The sequence below is a fragment of the uncultured Devosia sp. genome, assembly GCF_913055165.1.
Taxonomy (GTDB): Bacteria; Pseudomonadota; Alphaproteobacteria; order Rhizobiales; family Devosiaceae; genus Devosia.
The window spans coordinates 1-19,516 of record NZ_CAJXJS010000035.1 but is presented as its reverse complement, the minus strand read 5'-3'; the positions used below and the strand labels follow the sequence as shown (position 1 = coordinate 19,516).

18 protein-coding genes and 1 tRNA gene are annotated in these 19,516 nt (G+C 61.9%); 7 read left to right on the top strand and 12 right to left on the bottom strand.

Features of this window, described 5'->3' with window-relative positions:
• Window positions 1–96 precede the first annotated feature (96 nt).
• From QZ564_RS12110 to QZ564_RS12100, 3 genes are all read right to left on the bottom strand, one after another.
• The gene (locus tag QZ564_RS12110) at window positions 97–2,004 is read right to left on the bottom strand and encodes an ABC transporter substrate-binding protein (protein WP_297109975.1); all 1,908 of its coding nucleotides are present in this window, start codon (window positions 2,002–2,004) and stop codon (window positions 97–99) included.
• A 113-nt stretch (window positions 2,005–2,117) separates the two neighbouring features.
• On the bottom strand, window positions 2,118–3,944 hold the full coding sequence (locus QZ564_RS12105; protein WP_297109972.1) for a heparinase II/III family protein: 1,827 nt from the start codon (window positions 3,942–3,944) through the stop codon (window positions 2,118–2,120).
• A 243-nt stretch (window positions 3,945–4,187) separates the two neighbouring features.
• On the bottom strand, window positions 4,188–5,195 hold the full coding sequence (locus QZ564_RS12100) for a LacI family DNA-binding transcriptional regulator (RefSeq protein ID WP_297109969.1): 1,008 nt from the start codon (window positions 5,193–5,195) through the stop codon (window positions 4,188–4,190).
• Window positions 5,196–5,396: 201 nt separating this feature from the next.
• On the opposite strand from QZ564_RS12100, the gene QZ564_RS12095 reads away from it, so the two are divergent.
• Window positions 5,397–5,470: transfer RNA gene (locus tag QZ564_RS12095), tRNA-Gly, on the top strand.
• A gap of 90 nt (window positions 5,471–5,560) precedes the next feature.
• On the opposite strand, the gene QZ564_RS12090 is transcribed toward QZ564_RS12095, so the two are convergent.
• Window positions 5,561–6,004 carry a pseudoazurin gene (locus QZ564_RS12090; RefSeq protein ID WP_297109966.1) on the bottom strand — a complete coding sequence of 148 codons (444 nt, stop codon included), beginning with the start codon at window positions 6,002–6,004 and terminating at the stop codon, window positions 5,561–5,563.
• Between the two features lie 142 nt (window positions 6,005–6,146).
• Between QZ564_RS12090 and QZ564_RS12085 the strand changes: the two genes are divergently transcribed.
• Window positions 6,147–6,599, top strand: coding sequence for a hemerythrin domain-containing protein (locus QZ564_RS12085; RefSeq protein ID WP_297109962.1), 453 nt, complete (start codon window positions 6,147–6,149; stop codon window positions 6,597–6,599).
• Here QZ564_RS12085 and ccoS read toward each other — a convergent pair.
• From ccoS to ccoN, 8 genes are all read right to left on the bottom strand, one after another.
• Entirely contained in the window at window positions 6,588–6,779 is a 192-nt protein-coding gene (gene ccoS, locus QZ564_RS12080; protein WP_297109959.1) for a cbb3-type cytochrome oxidase assembly protein CcoS, read from the bottom strand. The genes QZ564_RS12085 and ccoS overlap by 12 nt on opposite strands.
• A 9-nt stretch (window positions 6,780–6,788) precedes the next feature.
• Window positions 6,789–8,978, bottom strand: coding sequence for a heavy metal translocating P-type ATPase (locus QZ564_RS12075; protein WP_297109956.1), 2,190 nt, complete (start codon window positions 8,976–8,978; stop codon window positions 6,789–6,791).
• Window positions 8,975–9,445: a FixH family protein gene (locus tag QZ564_RS12070; protein ID WP_297109953.1), complete on the bottom strand. Its 471-nt coding sequence runs from the start codon at window positions 9,443–9,445 to the stop codon at window positions 8,975–8,977. Before QZ564_RS12070 ends, QZ564_RS12075 begins: the two co-directional genes overlap by 4 nt.
• Complete coding sequence (gene ccoG, locus QZ564_RS12065; protein WP_297109950.1) at window positions 9,442–11,001, bottom strand: cytochrome c oxidase accessory protein CcoG; 1,560 nt, start codon at window positions 10,999–11,001, stop codon at window positions 9,442–9,444. Before ccoG ends, QZ564_RS12070 begins: the two co-directional genes overlap by 4 nt.
• 118 nt (window positions 11,002–11,119) lie before the next feature.
• Entirely contained in the window at window positions 11,120–11,998 is an 879-nt protein-coding gene (ccoP, locus tag QZ564_RS12060) for a cytochrome-c oxidase, cbb3-type subunit III (protein ID WP_297109947.1), read from the bottom strand.
• Window positions 11,991–12,161 carry a cbb3-type cytochrome c oxidase subunit 3 gene (locus tag QZ564_RS12055; RefSeq protein ID WP_297109944.1) on the bottom strand — a complete coding sequence of 57 codons (171 nt, stop codon included), beginning with the start codon at window positions 12,159–12,161 and terminating at the stop codon, window positions 11,991–11,993. Before QZ564_RS12055 ends, ccoP begins: the two co-directional genes overlap by 8 nt.
• Before the next feature lie 11 nt (window positions 12,162–12,172).
• Window positions 12,173–12,904, bottom strand: coding sequence for a cytochrome-c oxidase, cbb3-type subunit II (gene ccoO, locus QZ564_RS12050; RefSeq protein ID WP_297109941.1), 732 nt, complete (start codon window positions 12,902–12,904; stop codon window positions 12,173–12,175).
• Window positions 12,905–12,916: 12 nt separating this feature from the next.
• The gene (gene ccoN / locus QZ564_RS12045; protein WP_297110026.1) at window positions 12,917–14,476 is read right to left on the bottom strand and encodes a cytochrome-c oxidase, cbb3-type subunit I; all 1,560 of its coding nucleotides are present in this window, start codon (window positions 14,474–14,476) and stop codon (window positions 12,917–12,919) included.
• A 361-nt stretch (window positions 14,477–14,837) separates the two neighbouring features.
• Between ccoN and QZ564_RS12040 the strand changes: the two genes are divergently transcribed.
• The 5 genes from QZ564_RS12040 to QZ564_RS12020 all read left to right on the top strand — a co-directional run bounded on the left by QZ564_RS12040 (window position 14,838) and on the right by QZ564_RS12020 (window position 19,357).
• Window positions 14,838–15,518, top strand: a complete 681-nt coding sequence (locus QZ564_RS12040) for a sulfite exporter TauE/SafE family protein (protein ID WP_297109938.1) — start codon at window positions 14,838–14,840, stop codon at window positions 15,516–15,518.
• Window positions 15,519–15,715: 197 nt separating this feature from the next.
• Window positions 15,716–16,498: an ABC transporter permease gene (locus QZ564_RS12035; RefSeq protein ID WP_297109935.1), complete on the top strand. Its 783-nt coding sequence runs from the start codon at window positions 15,716–15,718 to the stop codon at window positions 16,496–16,498.
• Window positions 16,499–16,515: 17 nt separating this feature from the next.
• Window positions 16,516–17,538 carry an ABC transporter substrate-binding protein gene (locus QZ564_RS12030; protein WP_297109932.1) on the top strand — a complete coding sequence of 341 codons (1,023 nt, stop codon included), beginning with the start codon at window positions 16,516–16,518 and terminating at the stop codon, window positions 17,536–17,538.
• Between the two features lie 8 nt (window positions 17,539–17,546).
• Window positions 17,547–18,404, top strand: coding sequence for an ABC transporter ATP-binding protein (locus tag QZ564_RS12025; protein ID WP_297109929.1), 858 nt, complete (start codon window positions 17,547–17,549; stop codon window positions 18,402–18,404).
• A gap of 95 nt (window positions 18,405–18,499) precedes the next feature.
• Window positions 18,500–19,357, top strand: coding sequence for an HNH endonuclease (locus QZ564_RS12020; RefSeq protein WP_297109927.1), 858 nt, complete (start codon window positions 18,500–18,502; stop codon window positions 19,355–19,357).
• Window positions 19,358–19,516: the final 159 nt, after the last annotated feature.

The following is a 19,516-nucleotide window of genomic DNA, read 5'->3' as shown; positions in this document are numbered from 1 at the left end:
TGCTGTTGGTTCAGGGTCCCCCTCGCGGCGGGGAGTGCCGCGAGGGAGCGGGGCGGGAGGAAAATCCGCCAGGACATTGAGGCCGTGGACAGGCCTCTATTCGAAGTACCAGGTCACCGGATCCATCGGTGACGGGGTCGGGAACAGCCAGGCGTTGAACATCGATTCAGGCGCGTTCTTGAGGTTGTTCCGGATGATCGAATAGGAGTTCGGCATCAGGTTCACGCCAATGACCGGGAATTGCTCCTTGGTGATCGCCAGGACCTGGCGGAACAGCTCGGCGCGTTCATCCGGATCACCCGAAGCACGGACCTGGTTGTAGAGCTCCATCTGTTCCTTGGCCCAGTCGGCCGGCTCTTCGGCGATTTCCGGACGGGTACCGTTGAACCACTGTGCCCAGCGATAGGCCCAGACCGATTCATCGGAGTACGGGAAGTAGTAGCGCGGCTCCTGCAGCGCCTCGATGCCGCCGTCACCGGCCCAGACCTGAGCATCGAAATCACCGGCCGGGCGCTTCTCGTAGAACAGCGTGCGGTCGATATTGTTCAGCTCAATCTCGATGCCGGCAGCGCCGAGCTGGAGCTGCATGATTTCAAGCATGTCGATCCATTCCGGACGCAGCGCGGAAATCACGTCGATGGTGATCTTGGCTGGGTTGCCATCGCTCATCAGATAGATGCCGTCGCCGTTCTTCTCGGTCAGGCCGGCGGCCGCGAAGTGCTCGGCGGCAAGATCGGGATCAAACTCGGTATATTGCTTGGCGAGTTCCTCGTCATAGAAGGCGGATTCCGGGCGCGGTGCGACCTGGAAGGGTTCGCCCTGGCCGGTCAGTACCACATCGATGATTTCCTGACGGTCAATGGCATGGGAGATGCCAATGCGGAAATCCTTGTCCTGATAGAGCTCGCGCTTGACCGGATCGAGGTGGTTCAGATTGAGCTGCAGAACCAGCGAGTTCGACGCCGAGGGGATGACCTCGCCCAAATGATAGCCGCCTGCTTCCTGACCATCAAAGAACAGAGGCTTGTTGGTCGTGGTGGCGATGTGGCGTTCCTGGAAGTCGATCTCGCCATTGAGCGCGGCCAGTGTCAGCTCCTCGACGCCGCCCTGGCTGACGCGCATGTCGAGACTGTCGATATAGGGAAGCTGGTTCCCTTCGCCATCGACCTTCCAGTAATAGGGATTGCGCTTCCAGGTGACCCGGGTGGCGTTGGCGGTCAGCGGCTGATCAATGACCCAGCCATAAATGGTGGGCAGTTCAGGATTGGCGAAGCGAATGGTTTCCCAGCCCCAGGCGCAGCGATCCTGCAGGTAAAGGGCCCAGCTCGAAAAGCCCGCGGCCTCGGCTTCAGCGGCGGCGTTCTCGTTATAGGTGGGGTGGAACTGGCTGCAATATTTCTTCTGCAGCGAGGTGATATGGATGCCATCGACACCGGCAATGATGCCCATGAACATGCCATTGGGCTTCTCGAAAGTGATCTTGAAATTGTGGTCGTCGATGACTTCCAGGGTCGGCAAATTGTTCTTGTTGTCAATCCAGCTGCCCGCCGCGTAATCGGGATCCTGGTACATTTCGAAAGTGAAGGCGACGTCTTCGCTGGTGAAGGGCGTTCCATCGGACCATTTCACACCTTCACGCAGCTTGAAGGTGTATTCGGTCGCGTCGTCACTGACCTCCCAACTCTCGGCGAGATTGGGAATGACCTTGTCCCACTGATGGTCGTAGCGGACGAGGCCTTCATAGGCCACGGTCTTGACGATCAGGCCATTGTCGCCGCCGCCATTCATGCCCATGCGCCAGGTGCCGCCATATTGACCCACGCTTTCGCCCTCGACCACCAGCGGGTTGGCTGGCAGACGGTCTTCGAGCGGTGGCAGGTCGCCGCTGGCTACGAGCGCCTCGAGTTCAGGCGCCTGGCCTGCAGCCAGCGCCGGTCCGGCCGCCGCCAGCATGGCCGCCATGGCCACTGCGCCGGTCAAACCGAGAAAATCACGCTTTCTCATCCTATTCCTCCCTTGTCCGGGGCTGTCCAACCACCGGATTTCAATTCTGGCCCCGGAACTCCTCTGAACCGGTCACCGCGATAAACCCGCCCATGACGGGCGGCACCCTCCGCTCAGCCGAGCGGTGAGATTTCGAGCGCCAGCTGCCCGCTTCGGCTTTGCTGGCGGGGCGTGAACACCACGCGCGTGAGATCGACGGCGGGCTGGTATTGCTTTTCGGCGCCCGGATGGCGCTCGAGCGCCACATCCAGGGCCGCAGCGTCGAACCGGACGCGCAGGCCGGCCGGGGCTTCCCCGATACGCACCGTGCCGTTCTCCGTTTCGGCTGTCATGGGGGTGACCAGCACCGACTGGAACAGCCCCTGTTCGCCTGAAAAATGGAAGGCATCATTGAGCAGAACGCGCCCGCCGGGCACTGTCCGGTCCAGCGTCACACTGCGCTGCAGCGCAGCAATGCCGGCTTCGGCGGGATAGGCGGCTGCCATATCGAGTTCGAGCCGGTCTGCATCCTTGCCATGTTCATGGGCCAGCACACGGGCGCAGTGCGCGACGCCGGCGGCCTGTTCAAAGCCATTGACCATGGGCACGGAATGGCCGCGCGAGGATGCGAACAGGTTCTGGTAACGCTCGGGACCAAAATAGCTCTTGGAATAGCGGCCGCGACCCGGGTCGGTCAGAACGACCTCACCGCCGACCACCACCATGAAGGAGCCGGCATCGTTCTGGTTGTGCATCTCGTCATTGTGCCCACCCTTGGCTGCCAGGCGCAGAGATGCTGGATCATCAGGATCGAGCCTGCTGATCATCCAGCCCATCTCGTCATACCAGTCGTGCGGACCCAATTCGGCAGCCGGGGTGGCTTCAGGCAAGGGCCAGGCATATTGGCGCAGAGGCCAAGCAAACTGATTGAACCCCTCCACCGCAAAGTCGTTGGACATCCCCAGGCCAAGCAGGCCGGGCAGGTTCATATGGCGGGCCAGGTGTGTGAGCAGTCCGGGGTGAAAAACCGGATTGCTGTCGCTGTCGGAAAAGCTGACCCAGACACCGGGCGTCATCTGGGTGCGCAGCGGGAATTGGGCGATGTTGCGCACATCGTCCCCGGCCAGCAGGTCTATGGCGCCATTGGTGCCGGCATGGAGCAGATGGGCCAGGACCGCGTAATTGCCAAAGCCATAGGTCCAGTAGTCCGGACCTTCCGACGAGCCGCCCTGGCGATCAAAGGTATCGAGATAGTCGGCCAGGCTATGCAGGCCGCGAGTGACGATGCGGGCGAGACGGTCTGTGTCGGGTTCGAGATAGAGCGCGGCACCCACGACGCCGGCAACGCAGACGGCGGTCCAGTTGTTGACCTGTTTTTGCGGCGTGGTGCGCAGCCACCAATGGTCGTCCCGGTCGAGAAACGGACCGATCGCGCGGCGTTCGACCTCGGCCCGAATGCGACGCCGTAAATTGGCTGCCAGCCGGTCACCAATCAGCTCGTCCATCTCCGCCAGGTCCAGCGCGGTCATGGCAGCGGCCAGGTCGAGCGTGGGATGATCTGCGCTATCCAGCGCGCGGGCATGAGCGGGCCAAGCCCAGTTTGTTTCCTCCAGACGGGCCCAGGCGAGGTCTTCCAGCGATCTCAGGAAGCGCCCCTGCCCATCGAGCCATTCGGCCAGGGTCAGGCGGTAGAGCATGTTGCGGCGGTCGCGCTGGGCGTCTTCATAGCCTTCACGCCGGCCGGTTTGGGCAAATTCGGCATAAAGCGAAGCTGGAAGGGCAGGAATTGGCGTGCTGGTATCAGCCTCAGCCGATAGCAGGAGACCGGCAATTGCCTCCTGCCCCAGGGCAGCCTTGAGCCTCTCCATTTCAGGCGCGCCCGACCGCGCGAAAGGCGCGAAATCGTGGGTAGCGCCCAGCGCCTCCCGCACATCTTTCACTGTCCAGCGCCGTAGAGTCACGCGATCCCTCCCTGGGTGGCGCCCGGCGCTAACAGTCTGTCAGCGATTTCCCTTGGCGGGTTGTTCAGGCGCCATGCAAGGCTATGCACCAATTTGCGCAAATTCAAGCTTTTTGCGCATTTCACGCAATTTACGCAATTTTGCGGAAATTGCGTCGTCAGGGCAGCCGGATAGTGCCCACCAAGGGCACCGCTGACGGTTGGTTTTCAACATGCGCAGGAAAAAAGTTACGCAAAAATGGCGTTAGTCGAGGCTGTGAACGGTCTCGCCCTCGACCAGCGAAACGCCGATTTCAAGCTGCTGAATGGCCGCCTCGCCGTCGAGCTGGTTGGTCAGGACACGAATGACGCCCCGACCAAGCGCCTCGCGGTCCACCCGCACGGTGCTCAGCCGCGGATTGGCCATGCCGGCAATGGGCAGATCGTCAAATCCGATAATGGAAAAACCGGCCGGCATGGGCGAATCCTGCCCCAACAAGGCCTCCACCATGCCGACAGCGACCCCGTCATTCCAGCAGAACACCGCGGTGACGTCATGATCGCCGGCCAGGAGGGCCGCGAGCAGATCGTGGGAGGAGTGTTCATTGGAGATGACCACATTGCCCGTCACGCCGGGATTGGCCGCGATGGCCGCTTCAAAGCCCCGCCGCCGCTGCAGAATGGTGGGGCGATGCCGGTAGGTGTAGTGCAGGATCTTGCGATGCCCGGCATCGATCAGCCTCTGGGTGGCCTGGTAGGCGCCATAGAAATTTGCAGGTGCCACGGAGCTGAAGCGCATCAATGGGTCGGTGCCGTTGGCCAGCACGACGGCCGTCCCCGTTTCGTGGGCCCAATGGGCGATGTCCTCATCCGGGTCAATGCCGGCCAGGATCACCCCATTGGCGCCAGTCTTGGCGATCTGCCGCCGGATGAAATCGAGCGACACCATGTCTTCATTGACCAGCCGCACATCAAGGACCATGCCGACCTCCTCGGCCTGGGCGCGCATGCCCGCGACAATGCCGTGATAGAAGCTGGCGAGACTTCCCATGGCGCTGTTGAGCGGCACGAGCGTCAATGCGCGCTTGTCGAGGTGACCCATGACCGGGGGATGCTTGCTCTTGTAGCCGAGCTGCCGCGCAACGCGCTGAACCTCGGCCCGCACCGCGTCACTGATGCCGATCTCATTGGCCAGAGCCCGGGACACGGTGGACACGGACACGCCCAGCTTTTCAGCAATATCGGCCTGGCTGGCGCGCTTGCCCGGTGCCATTGCGGTTCCTTTCGCTCAATTACGCAATATTTGCGTTTCTTGAGCAAAGCAAGCGCAATAGTGCCAATCACCGTGGAAAGCCGCTGAGGCGATCATTTCGTTGGCAGACTGCTGACGCCACGCCTCTTAATTGCGGCCCAAGTGAGCGCTTCGCGTGAATGCTTGACGCTGGCCACGATTTCCAGCATCTAGGGGGCGCAGGCGGGTGTAGCTCAATGGTAGAGCAGAAGCTTCCCAAGCTTACGACGAGGGTTCGATTCCCTTCACCCGCTCCATTTCCCTGATCTTTCCAGTCCTTGCCGCAACGGTAGCGACCAACCTTCTCCGCCGCGCTTTGGCGTTGGAGCAGGCGCACGATTGCTCGACTAGAGGCCAAGCCCGACCAAAGCAGCGTCGAAACGCTCCTGGGCCTTGCCGGGCAATTTGACAGCGCGGGTTGTTTCCAGATTGGGAAGGTCTTCGCCCGCGGCGATGGCCATGACCATGCCCATGGGGAAGTGGGGCGTGCACTTCAGGCCGTAGAGCCCGGGAGTGTCAAAGGTCATGGTGAAGGTCTCGTTGACCTTGCTTTTGAACGTGGCGACGCCCGAAGGGAGCATGTCCTTGATGGCCTCGACATTGTGCCCCTTGTCTGTGGGCAGGAAGGTCACCGTGTCGCCTGGCTGGATAGCGAGATAGTTGGGCTCGAACACCATGGCGCCTGCTTCGCCCTTATTCAGCATATGGATCTGATGGTCTTCTGCCAGAGCCGGAGCGGTCAGACCCGCCAGAGCAAGAAGGGTGATCAGGGGTGTAACGAAGTTAGGCATTCATGCTCCGCAGGTTCAGGGGCCGCGACGGCCGGGTGGCCAAGCTCTATTTCGAGAGAACCCCTGCGTCTTTGATCCAGAGCAAACGGGCGCGGATGAAGCCAGCTATGGTCAGTTGGCCATGCTTTCCCAGAAATCAGCCATGCCAGAAGACACATCGCTTGACCCGCTTCGCAGATGTTATGAGCGTGTCACGGCAGCATGTGACGGGCTGGAACAGATAGCGGATGCCTTGCCTGACAGGGTACCGGCCGGTCAGTGTGCGCGCGCCGCATCGGAAGCCATTGTTGCACTCAAGCGGATGCATGAGTGCGAACTGGCCCTGCTTTTGCCGGGACTTGCGGCTTCGCCCCTGCGGGACGTTCAGAAGATAGCCGCAGACATCGAACAAGCGCACAAGATGGACAGCGAGGCTGTGTTGGAAGTGCAGGAGGTGCTGCTGGCCTTCGCCGCCGGACGCCCTATCCTGTCCGCGGATGCCACGGGCTACTTGCTGCGAGCCTTCTTCGAAGGCCTGCGCCGGCATATCGCCAGACAGCGCGATCTCATCGGCCTTCTGGCAGACCTGCCCCGCTCCGACCGGTCACTGCACTGATTTATCCGGCGCCGGCACAGGCGTGCGGCGGGGCTCGTCTCCGGGACTGTCGAGCAATATCCGCTGTCCAGCGCCCTCGATATCGTCGAACTGTCCCGAATTGAGCGACCAGTAGAATGCCGCCAGGGCCAGCAAGCCCAAACCAAGGGCACAGGGGATGAGAATAGCGAGACCGGACATGCAACTTCCCTATCGATCAGCAGCGCCAAGCCTGAGGCGCAGGGCATTGAGGACGACGACGAGCGAGGAGGTCGACATGGCCACCGCAGCAATCAGGGGCGACACCTGACCGGCAATAGCCAAGGGCAGAACGACCACATTGTAGCCCACCGAAAACATAAGGTTCTGACGCACAAGCCTGTCTGCCTTGCGGGCGATGGCGATTGCAAATGGCACATCGGTCAGGCGATTGCGCGTCATAATCAGATCGGCAGCGGCGAGACCGATATCGGCCGCCGTACCCGGCGCCATCGACACATCGGCGGCGCGCATCGCGGGGGCGTCGTTGATACCATCGCCCACCATCAGCACTGTTGCGCCGGTGGACCGGGACTGTTCGATCGCCGCCACCTTGTCGGCCGGCTGCATGCCGCCCGTGAACGATGCCAGTCCTACCGCCCTGGCGATCGCTTCGACGGCCGCTGGACGATCACCAGAGAGCATGGTGGTTTCGACCTGCAGACGCGCCAGCCCAGAGAGGGCAGTGGCGGCCTCGGGCCGTGGCGCGTCGTCAAAGCGGAAGCAGGCCAGGGCTTCTCCGTTACGACTGAGCCAGACCTCTGAACCATCCTCACTTCCGACATCCTCCACACCGCAGAAGCCAGCATTGCCCAATCGCCACAGGGCACCATCCTCCAGCGCTTCCACACCAGCGCCTGCAACTTCGCGACAGGCTTGGAACGCCGACGCAGCAATGGGAGACGCAGCGATCAAGGCCTGTGACAGGGGATGATTGCTGGCGCCCGCCAACTGGACGGCCCGTCGCCACAGATCCGGCGCGATCGAGTCTCCCTTGACCAATTGAGGCCGCCCCTCGGTTATAGTGCCAGTCTTGTCAAAGGCCACAAGACGAACCCGCGCCAGCTTTTCCAGCGCCGTCCCGTCGCGCACGAGAATTCCGGCGCTGAACAGGCGGCCAGCCGCGACCACGTGCACGATGGGCACGGCCAACGCCAATGCGCAGGGGCAGGTGATGATGAGCACTGAAACCGCGTTGAGAAGTGCCGCGTGAAGTCCGACACCAGCCAACAACCACCCGGCCAGGGTCGCGGCAGCCGCGAGATGGACGACGGGCGCATAAAGTGTCGCCACACGATCGGCCAGTCGTCGATAGCGTGTGCGAACATCCTCGGAGGCCTGCATCATTTCGGCCATTCGGCTGACGAAGGATTGCGCGGCGGGCCGCAGGACTTCTACCTGGATTGGGCTCTCCAGAACCGCGGCGCCAGCGACGACCACATCTCCCGCCGTCAGCAAGGCCGGCCGGGACTCGCCGCTGACCATGGCGAGGTCAAACTGACCAGATTCTGACAGCAGACGCGCATCGACCGGCAGGCGCTCGCCCGCGCGGACCAACAAAGTCATGCCTGGCTCGATCTGCGCCAGCCGCACAAGCAGGGTGGTGCCATCATCCAGGACGCAGGTGGACGCGCGGGGTTGGAGACGGGACAATCCTTCCACTGCGCTTCGAGCCCGCACACGCATCATGTGGTCGAGGGTCCGCCCGACCAGCAGGAAGAACAACAGCATGGTGGAGGCGTCGAAATAGGCATGCATACCGCCAGTTGCCGTTTCGAAAAGGCTCAGAGCGGTGGTGACGAGAACACCGATTGCGATGGGCACATCCATATTGGTCCGTCCCGCCCGCACCGCCGACCAGGCGGAGCGAAAGAACGGACGGCCCGAATAGGCGACCGCCGGAAGGGCGAGCAGGGCCGACAGCCAATGGAACATGTCACGCGTGGCCTGGTCAGCGCCTGCCCAGACCGAGACGGAAAACAACATGATATTGCCTGCCGCGAAGCCCGCCACGGCGAGGCATCGCACGAGTTCGGACAGCACCTCGTCCTTGCCTGACACATCTGCAGGGTCCACCGCAAAGGTGCGGTAGCCGCTGCGGGTGATGGCAGGAGCCAGTGCGCTGAGATCGGTTGCCGCGTCATGGCGAACCGTTACCTGTCGGCGCGTAAGGTTGACACGCGCGCCCGTTACGCCCGCCACCTTTGCCAGACCCGTCTCAATGGCCTCAATGCAACTGGCGCAATAGGCGTCAGGCACGGCAAAGCAAATCTCCCGCTCGCCTTCGGCGTTGAGGTGAACCAGATCGGAAAGAATTTCGGGGCCCGGCTCATCAGGCGCGGTCAACGCCTCGGCGGTCATTTAACGTTGACCCGGGACTCGTATTCGATCTCGCCCAGTTCGGTGAGTGCAGACGTGATGGTTATGTCCCAGACTCCGGCGGACAAGTCGTGTTGCCCGGCATAGTCATCTCCGTCCCTCAGCATCTGAACGGTGGCGTCGTCATGGCCACCCACGGGGCGCCGCACAAAAGCGGTGACACTCTCCAGGACCAGCGGCGCCCCTAGGGCATCTTTGGCAGAAAAGACGATCTTCCCATCCACATAGTCGGTGCCTATGCTCCACCCGGCGGCTCTCTGGGCAGCGATCCGGTGCTGCTTCTCATTGAAGCGCTGGCTCTCGACGTAGGAGTTGGCAACCACCAGTCCCGTCCAGGTCCGCATCGAGGAAATGGCCATGGTCAAGTTGACGGCGATGATCACCGCAAAGAAGGTGCAGATGATGGCCAGCATATGCCAGCCGGTGAACTCTCTCGAGGTCGTATTCATTTGACACTCCCGGGCGCTTCGAAGCGCACTTGCTGGGTTGTGACTGTCTCGTCATCGGCGGCACGAACGATCATTTCGAACTGATGCGTCCGGGCGGCCTCATCCGCCGACGCTCTGACATAGATGCGCAAGGGCAGCACCAGGTCCGGTTCAACATTGAGCGCAATGGCATCGGTGGGTTGGTCAGCCAGGTTCGGCGAGGTCAGCGTTGCGCCGGGCAACCCGTTAATGGTGAAGGTCACTTGGCGCGGTTCATTGGTCATGTTGAGGATCTTGACGTCGTACCCGTTCTGGATCGACCCGTCTGACAGCAAGACATAGAGCGGATTGCGATCGTGCAGGACGTTGAGGCCCAGCTCGCTGCGCATCGACAGGGCGACCAACATGGCCACGCCGATCAGGGCCCATACGGCAAAGTAGATCAATGTGCGCAGGCGAATGACAGAACGCCAGTTTGTGTGACGAAGCTGCTCGACCCAGCCTCCGCCAGGACGCCGGACATTTGCCGGATCGATGCCGGCCGGACCGGTCGCCACTTTCATGTTGGCATCGTAGTCGCTGAGCGTGGTGTAGGAGATCAGCCCTCGATCGCGCCCCAGCCGCGTCATGATATCGTCGCAGGCGTCAATGCAGAGGGCGCAGGTGATGCATTCGAGCTGCTGCCCATCACGTATGTCGATCCCCATGGGGCAAACGGCGACGCAGGCGTTGCAGTCGACGCAATCGCCAAGGCTTTCCCCCGCAGCAGCCGCTTTCTTGGCGTGCTTGCCACGTGGCTCGCCCCTCCAGTCATTGTAAGTAACGGTCAGCGAATGTTCATCGAGCATAGCGGCCTGAATACGCGGCCAGGGACACATATAGGTGCAGACCTGTTCGCGCATGAGCCCACCAAAGGTATAGGTGGTAGCGGTGAGGATGCCGATGGTCGCATAGGCGACGACCGGGGCCTGGAAAGTGACCAGATCCTGCAGGAGGCTTGGGGCGTCAGCAAAGTAGAAGACCCAGGCACCGCCGGTCAGCACACCAATGACCAGCCAGATGGCGTGCTTGCTCACCCGTTTGACGAGTTTGCCTGGAGACCAAGGTGCCGCTTCCAACTTGATGCGGGCATTGCGGTCACCCTCGATGGCGCGCTCGACCACGAGAAACAGATCGACCCAGACCGTCTGCGGGCAGGTATAGCCGCACCAAGCTCGCCCTACGGTGGAGGTCACGAGAAAAAGACCGACACCGGCCATGACCAGGAGACCGGCCACGTAGTAGAATTCCTGGGGCCAAATCTCGAGAAAGAAGAAGTAGAAGCGGCGATTGGCCAGGTCGAGCAGGACGGCCTGGTCGGGCGCATACTCGCCGCGGTCCCAGCGAAGCCAGGGCGTGACATAGTAGATGGTCAGGGTGATGGCCATGACGATCCACTTCAGGCGCCGGAAGGACCCCGACGCCCGCTTGGGGAAGATCTTGCGCCGCGCTGCATAGAGTGACTGGCGGGTCTTGGCGGAATTGACCGCTTCGACATCGATGCGGGTTGGCGCCGTATCCGTCGCGCTGGTCGTCATGGTTGGTGTGCTCCTGTCAGGGCGACCATGTCACGGATGTCGCGGGTGGCCTTTGACCTGAATCAACAAGGGCCGCGGCTGTTCACCGCGGCCCAGAGTAGGGAACGGCGCTGCGGGGCTATTGGCCGCCGCCCAGGCCGTGAACGTAGATCGCCAGCTGCTTGATGGTGACGTCGTCCAGCTTCTCGGACCAGGCGGGCATCATGCCGTGGCGCGCTCGGTTCAACTGCGCCTCAATGGAGGCCACCGAGCCCTCATAGAGCCAGATGGCGTCAGTCAGGTCCGGACCGCCAAGCTCTGCAACGCCCTTGGCGTCAGCGCCATGGCAACCGGAGCAGTTATCGAGGAAGAGCTGGGCAGCCTCCGGGCTAGCCGATTCCGCCTCGATGCCGGATAGGCCTGCCACATAGGCGACCATGTCCTTGATCTGGGCCCGATCCAGCATGCCATCGGCACCGAAATTCGGCATCAGGTTGAAGCGGGTATCAGGATCGGTGGCAGACCGTACGCCATGGGCGATGGTGAGGTAGATATCATCGACAGTGCCACCCCAGATCCAGGAGTCATCATTGAGGTTGGGGTAGCCCGAAGCGCCCGCCGCCCCCGTGCCGTGACACTGCGAGCAGTTGACCTTGAAGGCCGAGGCGCCGGCGGCGCTGGCAAACCGAGTCAATTCTCCATCGGCAAGGATTTCGTGCAGCGGCAGTTCGGTGATCCGGTTGACGACGGCCTGATTGGCCGTCTGCAAATTGGACAGATCCTGATGCAACTCGGCGCGGCTCGAATAGCCAAGGACACCGCCGGTGGCACTGGAGATCATCGGCCAGGCCGGGAAGAGGATAGTGTAGCCGACCGAAAAGGCGATGGTGGCGTAGAAGGTCCACAGCCACCAGCGCGGCATGGGCGTGTTCAGTTCCTTGATCCCGTCCCACTCATGACCTGTGGTTTCGGTGCCCGTAAGTTCGTCGATTTCCCTTGTCGTGGGCTTGTCAGTCATGGCCGGTCTCCGTGGCACCGTCGCGCAGGGGAATGTTGGCTGCATCCATGGCGCGGCGGCCGGCGCCAGGGCGAAGCAGGAAAAGGATCACGGCGAGAAACACGCCGAACATGTAGACCAACCCCCAAGAGTCGGCGAAATGCCGCAAGGCGTCGTAGTCCATCGTCTTGCTCCTCAACGGAAATTTGCTTGGGCGTCGTAGCTGTCGAATTCGACCAGCGTGCCAAGCATCTGGAGATAGGCCACAAGAGCATCCATTTCGGTGATCTTGGCGGGATTGCCGTCAAAGTCACCGACCACGGCTTTTGGATAGCGCGCGAGGAGGTCGGTGGTATCGGCGTCGGGCGTTGCCTGTGCCAATAGATCGCGTGTCGACGCCTCTATCATCTCTTGCGTATAGGGAACGCCCACGGTGGCGTTGGCCTGAAGCTTGCCGGTTATCGTGCCGTAATCCAGCGTCACCAGCGACAAGAAGGCGTAGCTGGGCATAACTGATTCAGGCACAACCGAGCGCGGATCGGCCAGGTGCTGCACCTGCCACTCGTTCGAATAGCGGCCACCGACGCGGGCAAGATCCGGCCCGGTGCGCTTGGACCCCCATTGGAAGGGGTGATCATACATGGACTCGGCGGCCAGCGAGTAATGCCCGTAGCGTTCCACTTCGTCGCGGAACGGACGGATCATCTGGCTATGACAGGTGTAGCATCCTTCGCGGATGTAGATGTCGCGCCCAGCCAGTTCGAGCGGCGAATAGGGCCGCATGCCGTCGACCTTCTCGATGGTGTTCTGGAAGTAGAACAAGGGCGCGATCTCGACGATGCCACCAATCGCCACCACAACCAGGGAGCCGACCAGAAGCAGCGAGGCATTGCGTTCGATAATGCCGTGCTTGGCAAGAATGGACATGAAACGTGCTCCTTACTCGGCGGGCTGCGGGACGGCAGCAGTCGGCATCGGGCGCTCGGTGCGCACTCGACCGACAACGGTCATCCAGATATTGAAGGCCATGACGAGACCACCGGCGAGGTAGAGCAGGCCCCCACCCAGGCGCATCACATAATAGGGGTGCATTGCCGCAACGGTTTCGGCGAAGGAGTAGACCAGGAAACCCTGGCTATCGTATTCGCGCCACATCAGGCCCTGCATGATGCCGGCGACCCACATGGCAGCGGCATAGACCACGATGCCCAGGGTGGCGAGCCAGAAGTGCCAGTTGACCATGCGCAGCGAATAGAGCCGCTCGCGGCCCCAAAGGCGCGGCACCATGAAGTAGACGGCACCGAACGAGATCATACCGACCCAGCCCAACGCACCCGAGTGCACGTGGCCAATGGTCCAGTCGGTATAGTGGCTGAGCCCGTTGACCGACTTGATCGACATGACCGGACCCTCAAAGGTCGACATGCCGTAGAAGGCAACCGCGATGACCATCATTCGGATGATCGGGTCTGTCCGGAGCTTGTCCCACGCGCCGCGCAGGGTCATCAGGCCATTGATCATGCCGCCCCAGCTGGGCATCCACAGCATGACCGAAAACACCATGCCCAGCGTCTGCGCCCAATCAGGCAGCGCGGTATAGTGCAGGTGGTGCGGGCCAGCCCAGATATAGAGGAAGATCAGCGACCAGAAGTGAATGATCGAGAGCCGGTAGGAATAGACCGGACGCTCGGCCTGCTTGGGCATGTAATAGTACATCATGCCCAGGAAGCCGGCGGTCAGGAAGAAACCCACAGCATTGTGGCCGTACCACCACTGGGTCAGGGCATCCTGGACACCCGAGAACAGGGAATAGCTGCGCGAACCAAAGACCGAGACCGGCACGGCCAAGTTGTTGACCACATGGAGCATGGCCACAGTGACGATGAACGCCAAATAGAACCAGTTCGCCACATAGATGTGCGGTTCCTTGCGCCTAAGCAGCGTGCCCAGGAAGAGGATGAGATAGGCGACCCATACAATGGTGAGCCACAGATCGACATACCATTCGGGCTCCGCATATTCGCGGCCCTGGGTGATGCCCAGGAGATAGCCGGTGGCGGCCATGACGATAAAGAGCTGGTAGCCCCAAAAGACGAACCAGGCGAGATCTCCCCCGAACAACCGGGCCCGGCTGGTGCGCTGGACGACATAGAAGCTGGTGGTCAGGAGGGCTGTGCCACCGAAGGCAAAGACCACCGCGGAAGTGTGCAGCGGGCGCAGGCGGCTGAAGGTGAACCAGGGGCCGAAATTGAGGTCGGGAAACGCCAATTGGGCGGCCACCAAGACCCCAACCAGGAAGCCGACCACGCCCCAGAAAACGGTTAGCAGCGAGCCGATGCGAACGGGCTGGTCCATATAGCTGGCCTCGCCGGCCGGTACCGCGACGCGCTCTGGCAACCGCAAGGCAACCAGAGTTGCCAGACCAAGCACGAGGGTCAAAATCCCCATATGCAGGCGGAACGGCGCGTCTACGGCCAACCCTGAGAGCAGGGCCGCCATGAGAGTGCCGCCGCCAAGGCCAATTATCCATCCCTTGTTCACATCGAATCCCCAAGCCAAGCCGGCACAGAGCTGCCGTGCAGCCTAACTAGGCGCTGCCATGCCGCCGAACTTTGATTTGGATCAAGGTCGATGCCGTTCCGGGTGCGATGGTGGTGCGGCAATCGTGCGAGAGGTGCGTTATGGCCAGGCCCAACAAACATCCCCTGCCCCAGCAGAGACCGGATCAGCCGTCGCAACGGCCCGGGCTGTGTCAAATTCTGGCGCTGCGAAGAGGACAAGGCTGGACCGGAAGCTCCAATTTGCCTGGGGCCAGTGTGTATGGTGCTTCCTCGGCCCAGACACGGCGGTCAAAGCTGCAATGACGCTCAATGCCGTGGTCTGGGGGGCGCTCCTGGGTACCGGAGCGGCCCTGCACTGCGCCGGAATGTGTGGCGTTATCGGTTGCGCCTTTCTGGCGACAAGCAATAGCGCGCGTCCCGCCCTTGTGCGCCTGTTGACGATGCAGGCCGGCCGCATCCTTTCCTATGTGCTGCTTGGCCTGCTCTTCGGGGCCGCGGGAGCGGGACTATATCGCGCCTTCGACTTCACCGGCGTACACGCCGCCATGCAATGGACCGCGGCAGCCCTTGTGGTGTGGATTGGGCTCAGCACCGCTGGGCTGGTCCCCTCTTTCGCTGGTCTGGACCGGGCATTTGCCCCAGTAGCCGGGACAGTCGCCAGAATGCGCGCAATGCTGTCGCAAGCCGGGGCCGAGCTTGATCTTGTTTCAGGACTGGTGTGGGGCCTGACGCCCTGCCCGCTGGTCTACCTCGCCATCTTTAATGCCATGCTTCTGGGGTCGACCGAGGAGAGCATGATCATGATGGCCGTCTTTGGGATGGTGACCTCGGTGCCGGTGGTCATCTCCGCGCTGGCCCTTCACCAAGCGTCGACCAGAAGCGGACGGCCCGGGCGCGTGCTGGCGGGCGTTTTCATTGCCTCTGCCGGCGTGCTTGCAGTCCTGTTGACCGCACCGGGCAGCCCGTTCTGCATTACCTGAGGCAGCACGCGCCGAGAGTGCGCAGATGCCTTGAATTCATTGGAAGATCTCAAGATGCCGCCCCGACGCGTCGACATTGTGCCGTGGGGCCAGAAAGTGTCACAAGACCGATTGCCCCCGAACGGCCGGAAAGCGTATGGCTCTGATCACCTGAAGCTTGCGGCTAAGGCGCGCGGCGGCTCCGGAAAGACGGTGGCATGGACAGAGCATACGGGAATCGCCGGACCAGTCCGCTAACGGTTGCCATGGCTCGCCTTGGCCTGCTGGTGCTGCTGTTGGCCCTGTGGTGGCTGGCCTCCGAACATGTCAGCCGCAACCTCATCCCCAGCCCCCCCGAAACCGCGAACGCTGCCCTGCGCCTGTGGCTGGAGGGGAAATTACCCGGCGCAATCGGCACCAGCCTCATCACCTATCTCGGCGGCTTTGCCCTGGCCACGGTTGCGGCCGTGCCGCTGGGTATTGTCATGGGTGCTTTTGGCCTGCTGGGGAGAACACTCGAGGTCTATGTCTATGCGCTGGCCGCTACGCCGCGCGTCGCCTTCATACCGTTGATTATCGTCGTGTTGGGGCTTGGGATCGAGGCCAAGCTATTTGTGGTATTTCTGGGTGCGGTGATGCCGATCGTTATCAATACCTATGCCGGGGTGCGTCAGGCCGATGCCGACCTGGTCGAAATGGCGCGCTCGGTGGGCGCTCGGCGGGCCCGCATATTTCGGGCCATCGTCCTGCCTGGTGCTGTGCCCTATATTCTGACTGGCTTGCGGATCGGGGCCACCATTGGTCTGATCAATACGGTGGTCGCCGAGCTCTATACCGCCGTCACCGGGCTGGGTGGTCTATTGGCGCTCTATGGCAACACCTTTCGTATGGCGGAGTACTTCGTGATCGTGTTGACCCTGGCTGCAATCGGGGTTGTGGTCACCGAGGCGCTTCGCCTACTGGAAAGACGCCTCACCCATTGGACGAAACCAACACATTGACCAAAGGACTTTCCTACATGCCGAACATACCGCGCCTGCTCGCCTGGCTGGTCGTGATGCTGGCTTCGGGATCTGTGCAGGCACAGTCCGACGCGCCGTTCCGGCTGATCGTCACCCATCTTGAGCCACCGCTGGTACCCAATTCGGTCATGGACCTGGCCGAAGAGCTTGGCTATTTCGACCAAGAAGGCGTCTCCGTCGAGTTGGTGCGCGTGCAGCAGACACCATCGGCCCTGGCAGCCTTGCAGGCCGGCGAAGGGGACATGGCCAATATCGGCGTCGATGCCCTGATGCAGGCCATCGCCTCCGGTGCGGATGACTTCCGGGCCGTCACCTCGCCCAATACTTCCCTGCCTTTTGTGATCGCCGCCAATACAAGCATCAACTCCGTCGCAGAATTGGCGGGGGCGCGGTTTGGCGTGGGGCGCATCGGCAGCCTCGATCATTCACTGTCGAGCTTGGTGCTGGCGAGCCTGGGCGCGGAGCTTGACCAGGCGCAGATCGTCGCGCTCGGACAGCCCAATGTACGGGCTCAGGCCCTTGCGGCCGGGCAAATCGACGCCACCACCATGTCGATCGGGACCTGGCTCAGCCTGCCCGACACTAGCGGGCTACACCTATTGGTCGATCAGGACCGCTATTTTGCAGCAGCACCCCTGGTGAACAAGGTCAATGTCGTACCAGGACAGGTTCTCGCCGACCGCCCGGAAGATGTGGCGGCCGTCATTCGCGCGCTGGTCCGCATCAGCCGCGATTTCGCCGCCGATCCGCAACTCTGGGTTTCTGCCATGGAGCGGGCCGTTCCCGACGCCGACATCGCGGTGTTGCAGGCGCTGGCGCCCAGTTTTTCGGCCAGTTGGAGCGTCAATGGCGGCATGAGCCGCAATGCGCTGACCTACACTGCCGACTGGCTCTATGCGACCGAGGATTTTGCAGGGCGGACTCGACCAGCATTGGAAGACTGGGTCGAGTTCGGTCCAGTGGATGCCGCGTTGGCGAGACTTGGCGTTCAGCCGAATGCCGATCCCGCCGACCGGTGAGGCGGGGAATGGGCGACACGAACGGGGATGGGCCGGCGCACAACGGCGGCCGCAGCATCAGTTTGCGCCGGGTGAGCAAGGTCTTCCTGCCGGCCGCCAATGCTCGGGTGAAAGCCATCGACGATGTCAGTCTTCTGGTGCCCGCCTGCCAGTTCGTCGCCATTGTTGGGCCCTCCGGCTGTGGCAAGAGCACCTTGCTGAGGCTTGTGGACGGGCTGATCATGCCCGACAGCGGTGCCGTGACCATCGGGAATTCAGGCCCCGCGCCCGGGCCCGGCATTGGCATGATGTTTCAGACGGTACGGCTTATTCCCTGGCGAACAGTCCGCGACAATGTGGGCTTTGCTCTGGAGGGGGGTCCCCTGGATCGCGCTGAGCGGAAAGCTCGCATAGAAACCCAGTTGCTGCAGGTTGGTCTCGGTCGCTGGGCAGACCACTATCCGGCCCAGCTCTCCGGTGGCATGCAGCAACGGGTTGCGCTGGCCCGGGCGCTGGTGGGCAGGCCAGACGTGCTGCTCATGGACGAACCCTTTGCCAGCCTGGATGCGCAAACCCGCGAACTGATGCAGGAGGACCTGCTGGCGCTGTGGAGCAATCATCGCCCGACGGTGCTGTTCGTCACCCACAGCGTGGATGAGGCGCTGCTCCTGGCTGACCGGGTTATCGTGATGGGTCGAGGCAAAGTGCTTGAGGATTTCTTGGTGCATCTGCCGCGACCGCGGACGACCGCCGATGCACGGCAAGCCCGGACCTATGGACAGTTGCGTGATCGTCTCTGGTCCCGCATTCGCGCGCTGGTGCTGGCAGACCCAGAATCGGCTTTCTTCGGGCGCGGCGGGGCCCAGGAACCAAAACGTCCGCAGTAGGGTGGGCAATCCGTCGGCAACCATACCAGCTGTGACCGATTAATGTGACTTTTGCGAAGCGCCTTCTAGGTATCTCCCCTGACCAGGAGATCCCCATGCCCCTTGCCGTGCTCAATGTTCGTCCCAGTCGACTGAAGTCGCTTCACCTCGTGCGCACCGACAACCGCAACAAGGATCTGGCGCTCCAGTGCATTGGTGAACGCGTTCTGCTTTACGCGCCGGCGGATGAACCCCGACGTGGCTATTTCGGCACCGCCAGGATCGCAGACGTCAATCCTGACCTGACGCAACGTCGCTTCATTTTCGTGGCACTTGAAGAGGTGTCTCTGCTCAACAGGTTCGTAGCGTTGGAGGAACTTGCCGCGCCGATCGAAAGCCGAGCCTATCGAGCAGACGGTTCGCTCGATTTCAGCTATTTCTCCATGAGTATCCGTGGACTGACGCTGGACGACCAGCGGGCAGCGCACGCCTTGCTCACGCGAACCGAAGCATCAACCGGTTTTGGCGAGTCTGCGCAGACGGAGCTGTCAGTGCATCCGGCGTCGTTTGGATCACGCGGGCGCCGGTTGAGAGAGGAAGGTGCACGCAACACACGGCTGCGGTGGTCGGTGCTGGAAGTCTATGGCGCCGCTTGTGCGATGTGCGGAGATGACGATGCGGTGCACGAACTGGGCGCCTACGAGGTCGAAGTGTGCCACCTCAGGCCCCTGCGGCAGGCTGGCCCGGACGAGCTAACCAATGCCATGCCCATGTGCCGCAAGCACCACTGGGCCTATGATTGGGGCCTGTTTACCCTGGCGGAGGTCGGACAGATCATTCCCAGCATTCGCATGCCGCCATCTTTGCACAGGCGCTTTAACGGCCAGACGCGGGCCCGCTTTCCCAGTACCAGGCAGGCCTGGCCCAAGGCAGAGCATTTGCGCTTCCACCGTGAGAAGGTGTTTCTGGGATAGGGTGGGACCGACATAGCAAAACGCCCCGTCGATTATGACGGGGCGTTTTGTATTTTTTTTGTGGAGAGAATTTGTGTTTTTGGCAGACCTTGCAGTGACCTACTCTCCCAAGTCTTGAGACTTAGTACCATTGGCGCGGAGGGATTTGACGGTCGAGTT

What these genes read in the sequence shown, in the direction of transcription:
- QZ564_RS12030 (WP_297109932.1), top strand. Translation starts at nt 16,516, where the DNA reads ATGCCGAACATACCGCGCCTGCTCGCCTGGCTGGTCGTGATGCTGGCT.
- ccoP (WP_297109947.1), bottom strand. Translation starts at nt 11,998, where the DNA reads ATGACTGACAAGCCCACGACAAGGGAAATCGACGAACTTACGGGCACC.
- ccoN (WP_297110026.1), bottom strand. Translation starts at nt 14,476, where the DNA reads ATGGCGGCCCTGCTCTCAGGGTTGGCCGTAGACGCGCCGTTCCGCCTG.
- QZ564_RS12100 (WP_297109969.1), bottom strand. Translation starts at nt 5,195, where the DNA reads ATGGCACCGGGCAAGCGCGCCAGCCAGGCCGATATTGCTGAAAAGCTG.
- QZ564_RS12055 (WP_297109944.1), bottom strand. Translation starts at nt 12,161, where the DNA reads ATGGACTACGACGCCTTGCGGCATTTCGCCGACTCTTGGGGGTTGGTC.
- QZ564_RS12090 (WP_297109966.1), bottom strand. Translation starts at nt 6,004, where the DNA reads ATGCCTAACTTCGTTACACCCCTGATCACCCTTCTTGCTCTGGCGGGT.
- ccoO (WP_297109941.1), bottom strand. Translation starts at nt 12,904, where the DNA reads ATGTCCATTCTTGCCAAGCACGGCATTATCGAACGCAATGCCTCGCTG.
- ccoG (WP_297109950.1), bottom strand. Translation starts at nt 11,001, where the DNA reads ATGACGACCAGCGCGACGGATACGGCGCCAACCCGCATCGATGTCGAA.
- QZ564_RS12025 (WP_297109929.1), top strand. Translation starts at nt 17,547, where the DNA reads ATGGGCGACACGAACGGGGATGGGCCGGCGCACAACGGCGGCCGCAGC.
- QZ564_RS12070 (WP_297109953.1), bottom strand. Translation starts at nt 9,445, where the DNA reads ATGAATACGACCTCGAGAGAGTTCACCGGCTGGCATATGCTGGCCATC.
- QZ564_RS12040 (WP_297109938.1), top strand. Translation starts at nt 14,838, where the DNA reads ATGACGCTCAATGCCGTGGTCTGGGGGGCGCTCCTGGGTACCGGAGCG.
- QZ564_RS12020 (WP_297109927.1), top strand. Translation starts at nt 18,500, where the DNA reads ATGCCCCTTGCCGTGCTCAATGTTCGTCCCAGTCGACTGAAGTCGCTT.
- QZ564_RS12085 (WP_297109962.1), top strand. Translation starts at nt 6,147, where the DNA reads ATGCCAGAAGACACATCGCTTGACCCGCTTCGCAGATGTTATGAGCGT.
- QZ564_RS12075 (WP_297109956.1), bottom strand. Translation starts at nt 8,978, where the DNA reads ATGACCGCCGAGGCGTTGACCGCGCCTGATGAGCCGGGCCCCGAAATT.
- ccoS (WP_297109959.1), bottom strand. Translation starts at nt 6,779, where the DNA reads ATGTCCGGTCTCGCTATTCTCATCCCCTGTGCCCTTGGTTTGGGCTTG.
- QZ564_RS12035 (WP_297109935.1), top strand. Translation starts at nt 15,716, where the DNA reads ATGGACAGAGCATACGGGAATCGCCGGACCAGTCCGCTAACGGTTGCC.
- QZ564_RS12110 (WP_297109975.1), bottom strand. Translation starts at nt 2,004, where the DNA reads ATGAGAAAGCGTGATTTTCTCGGTTTGACCGGCGCAGTGGCCATGGCG.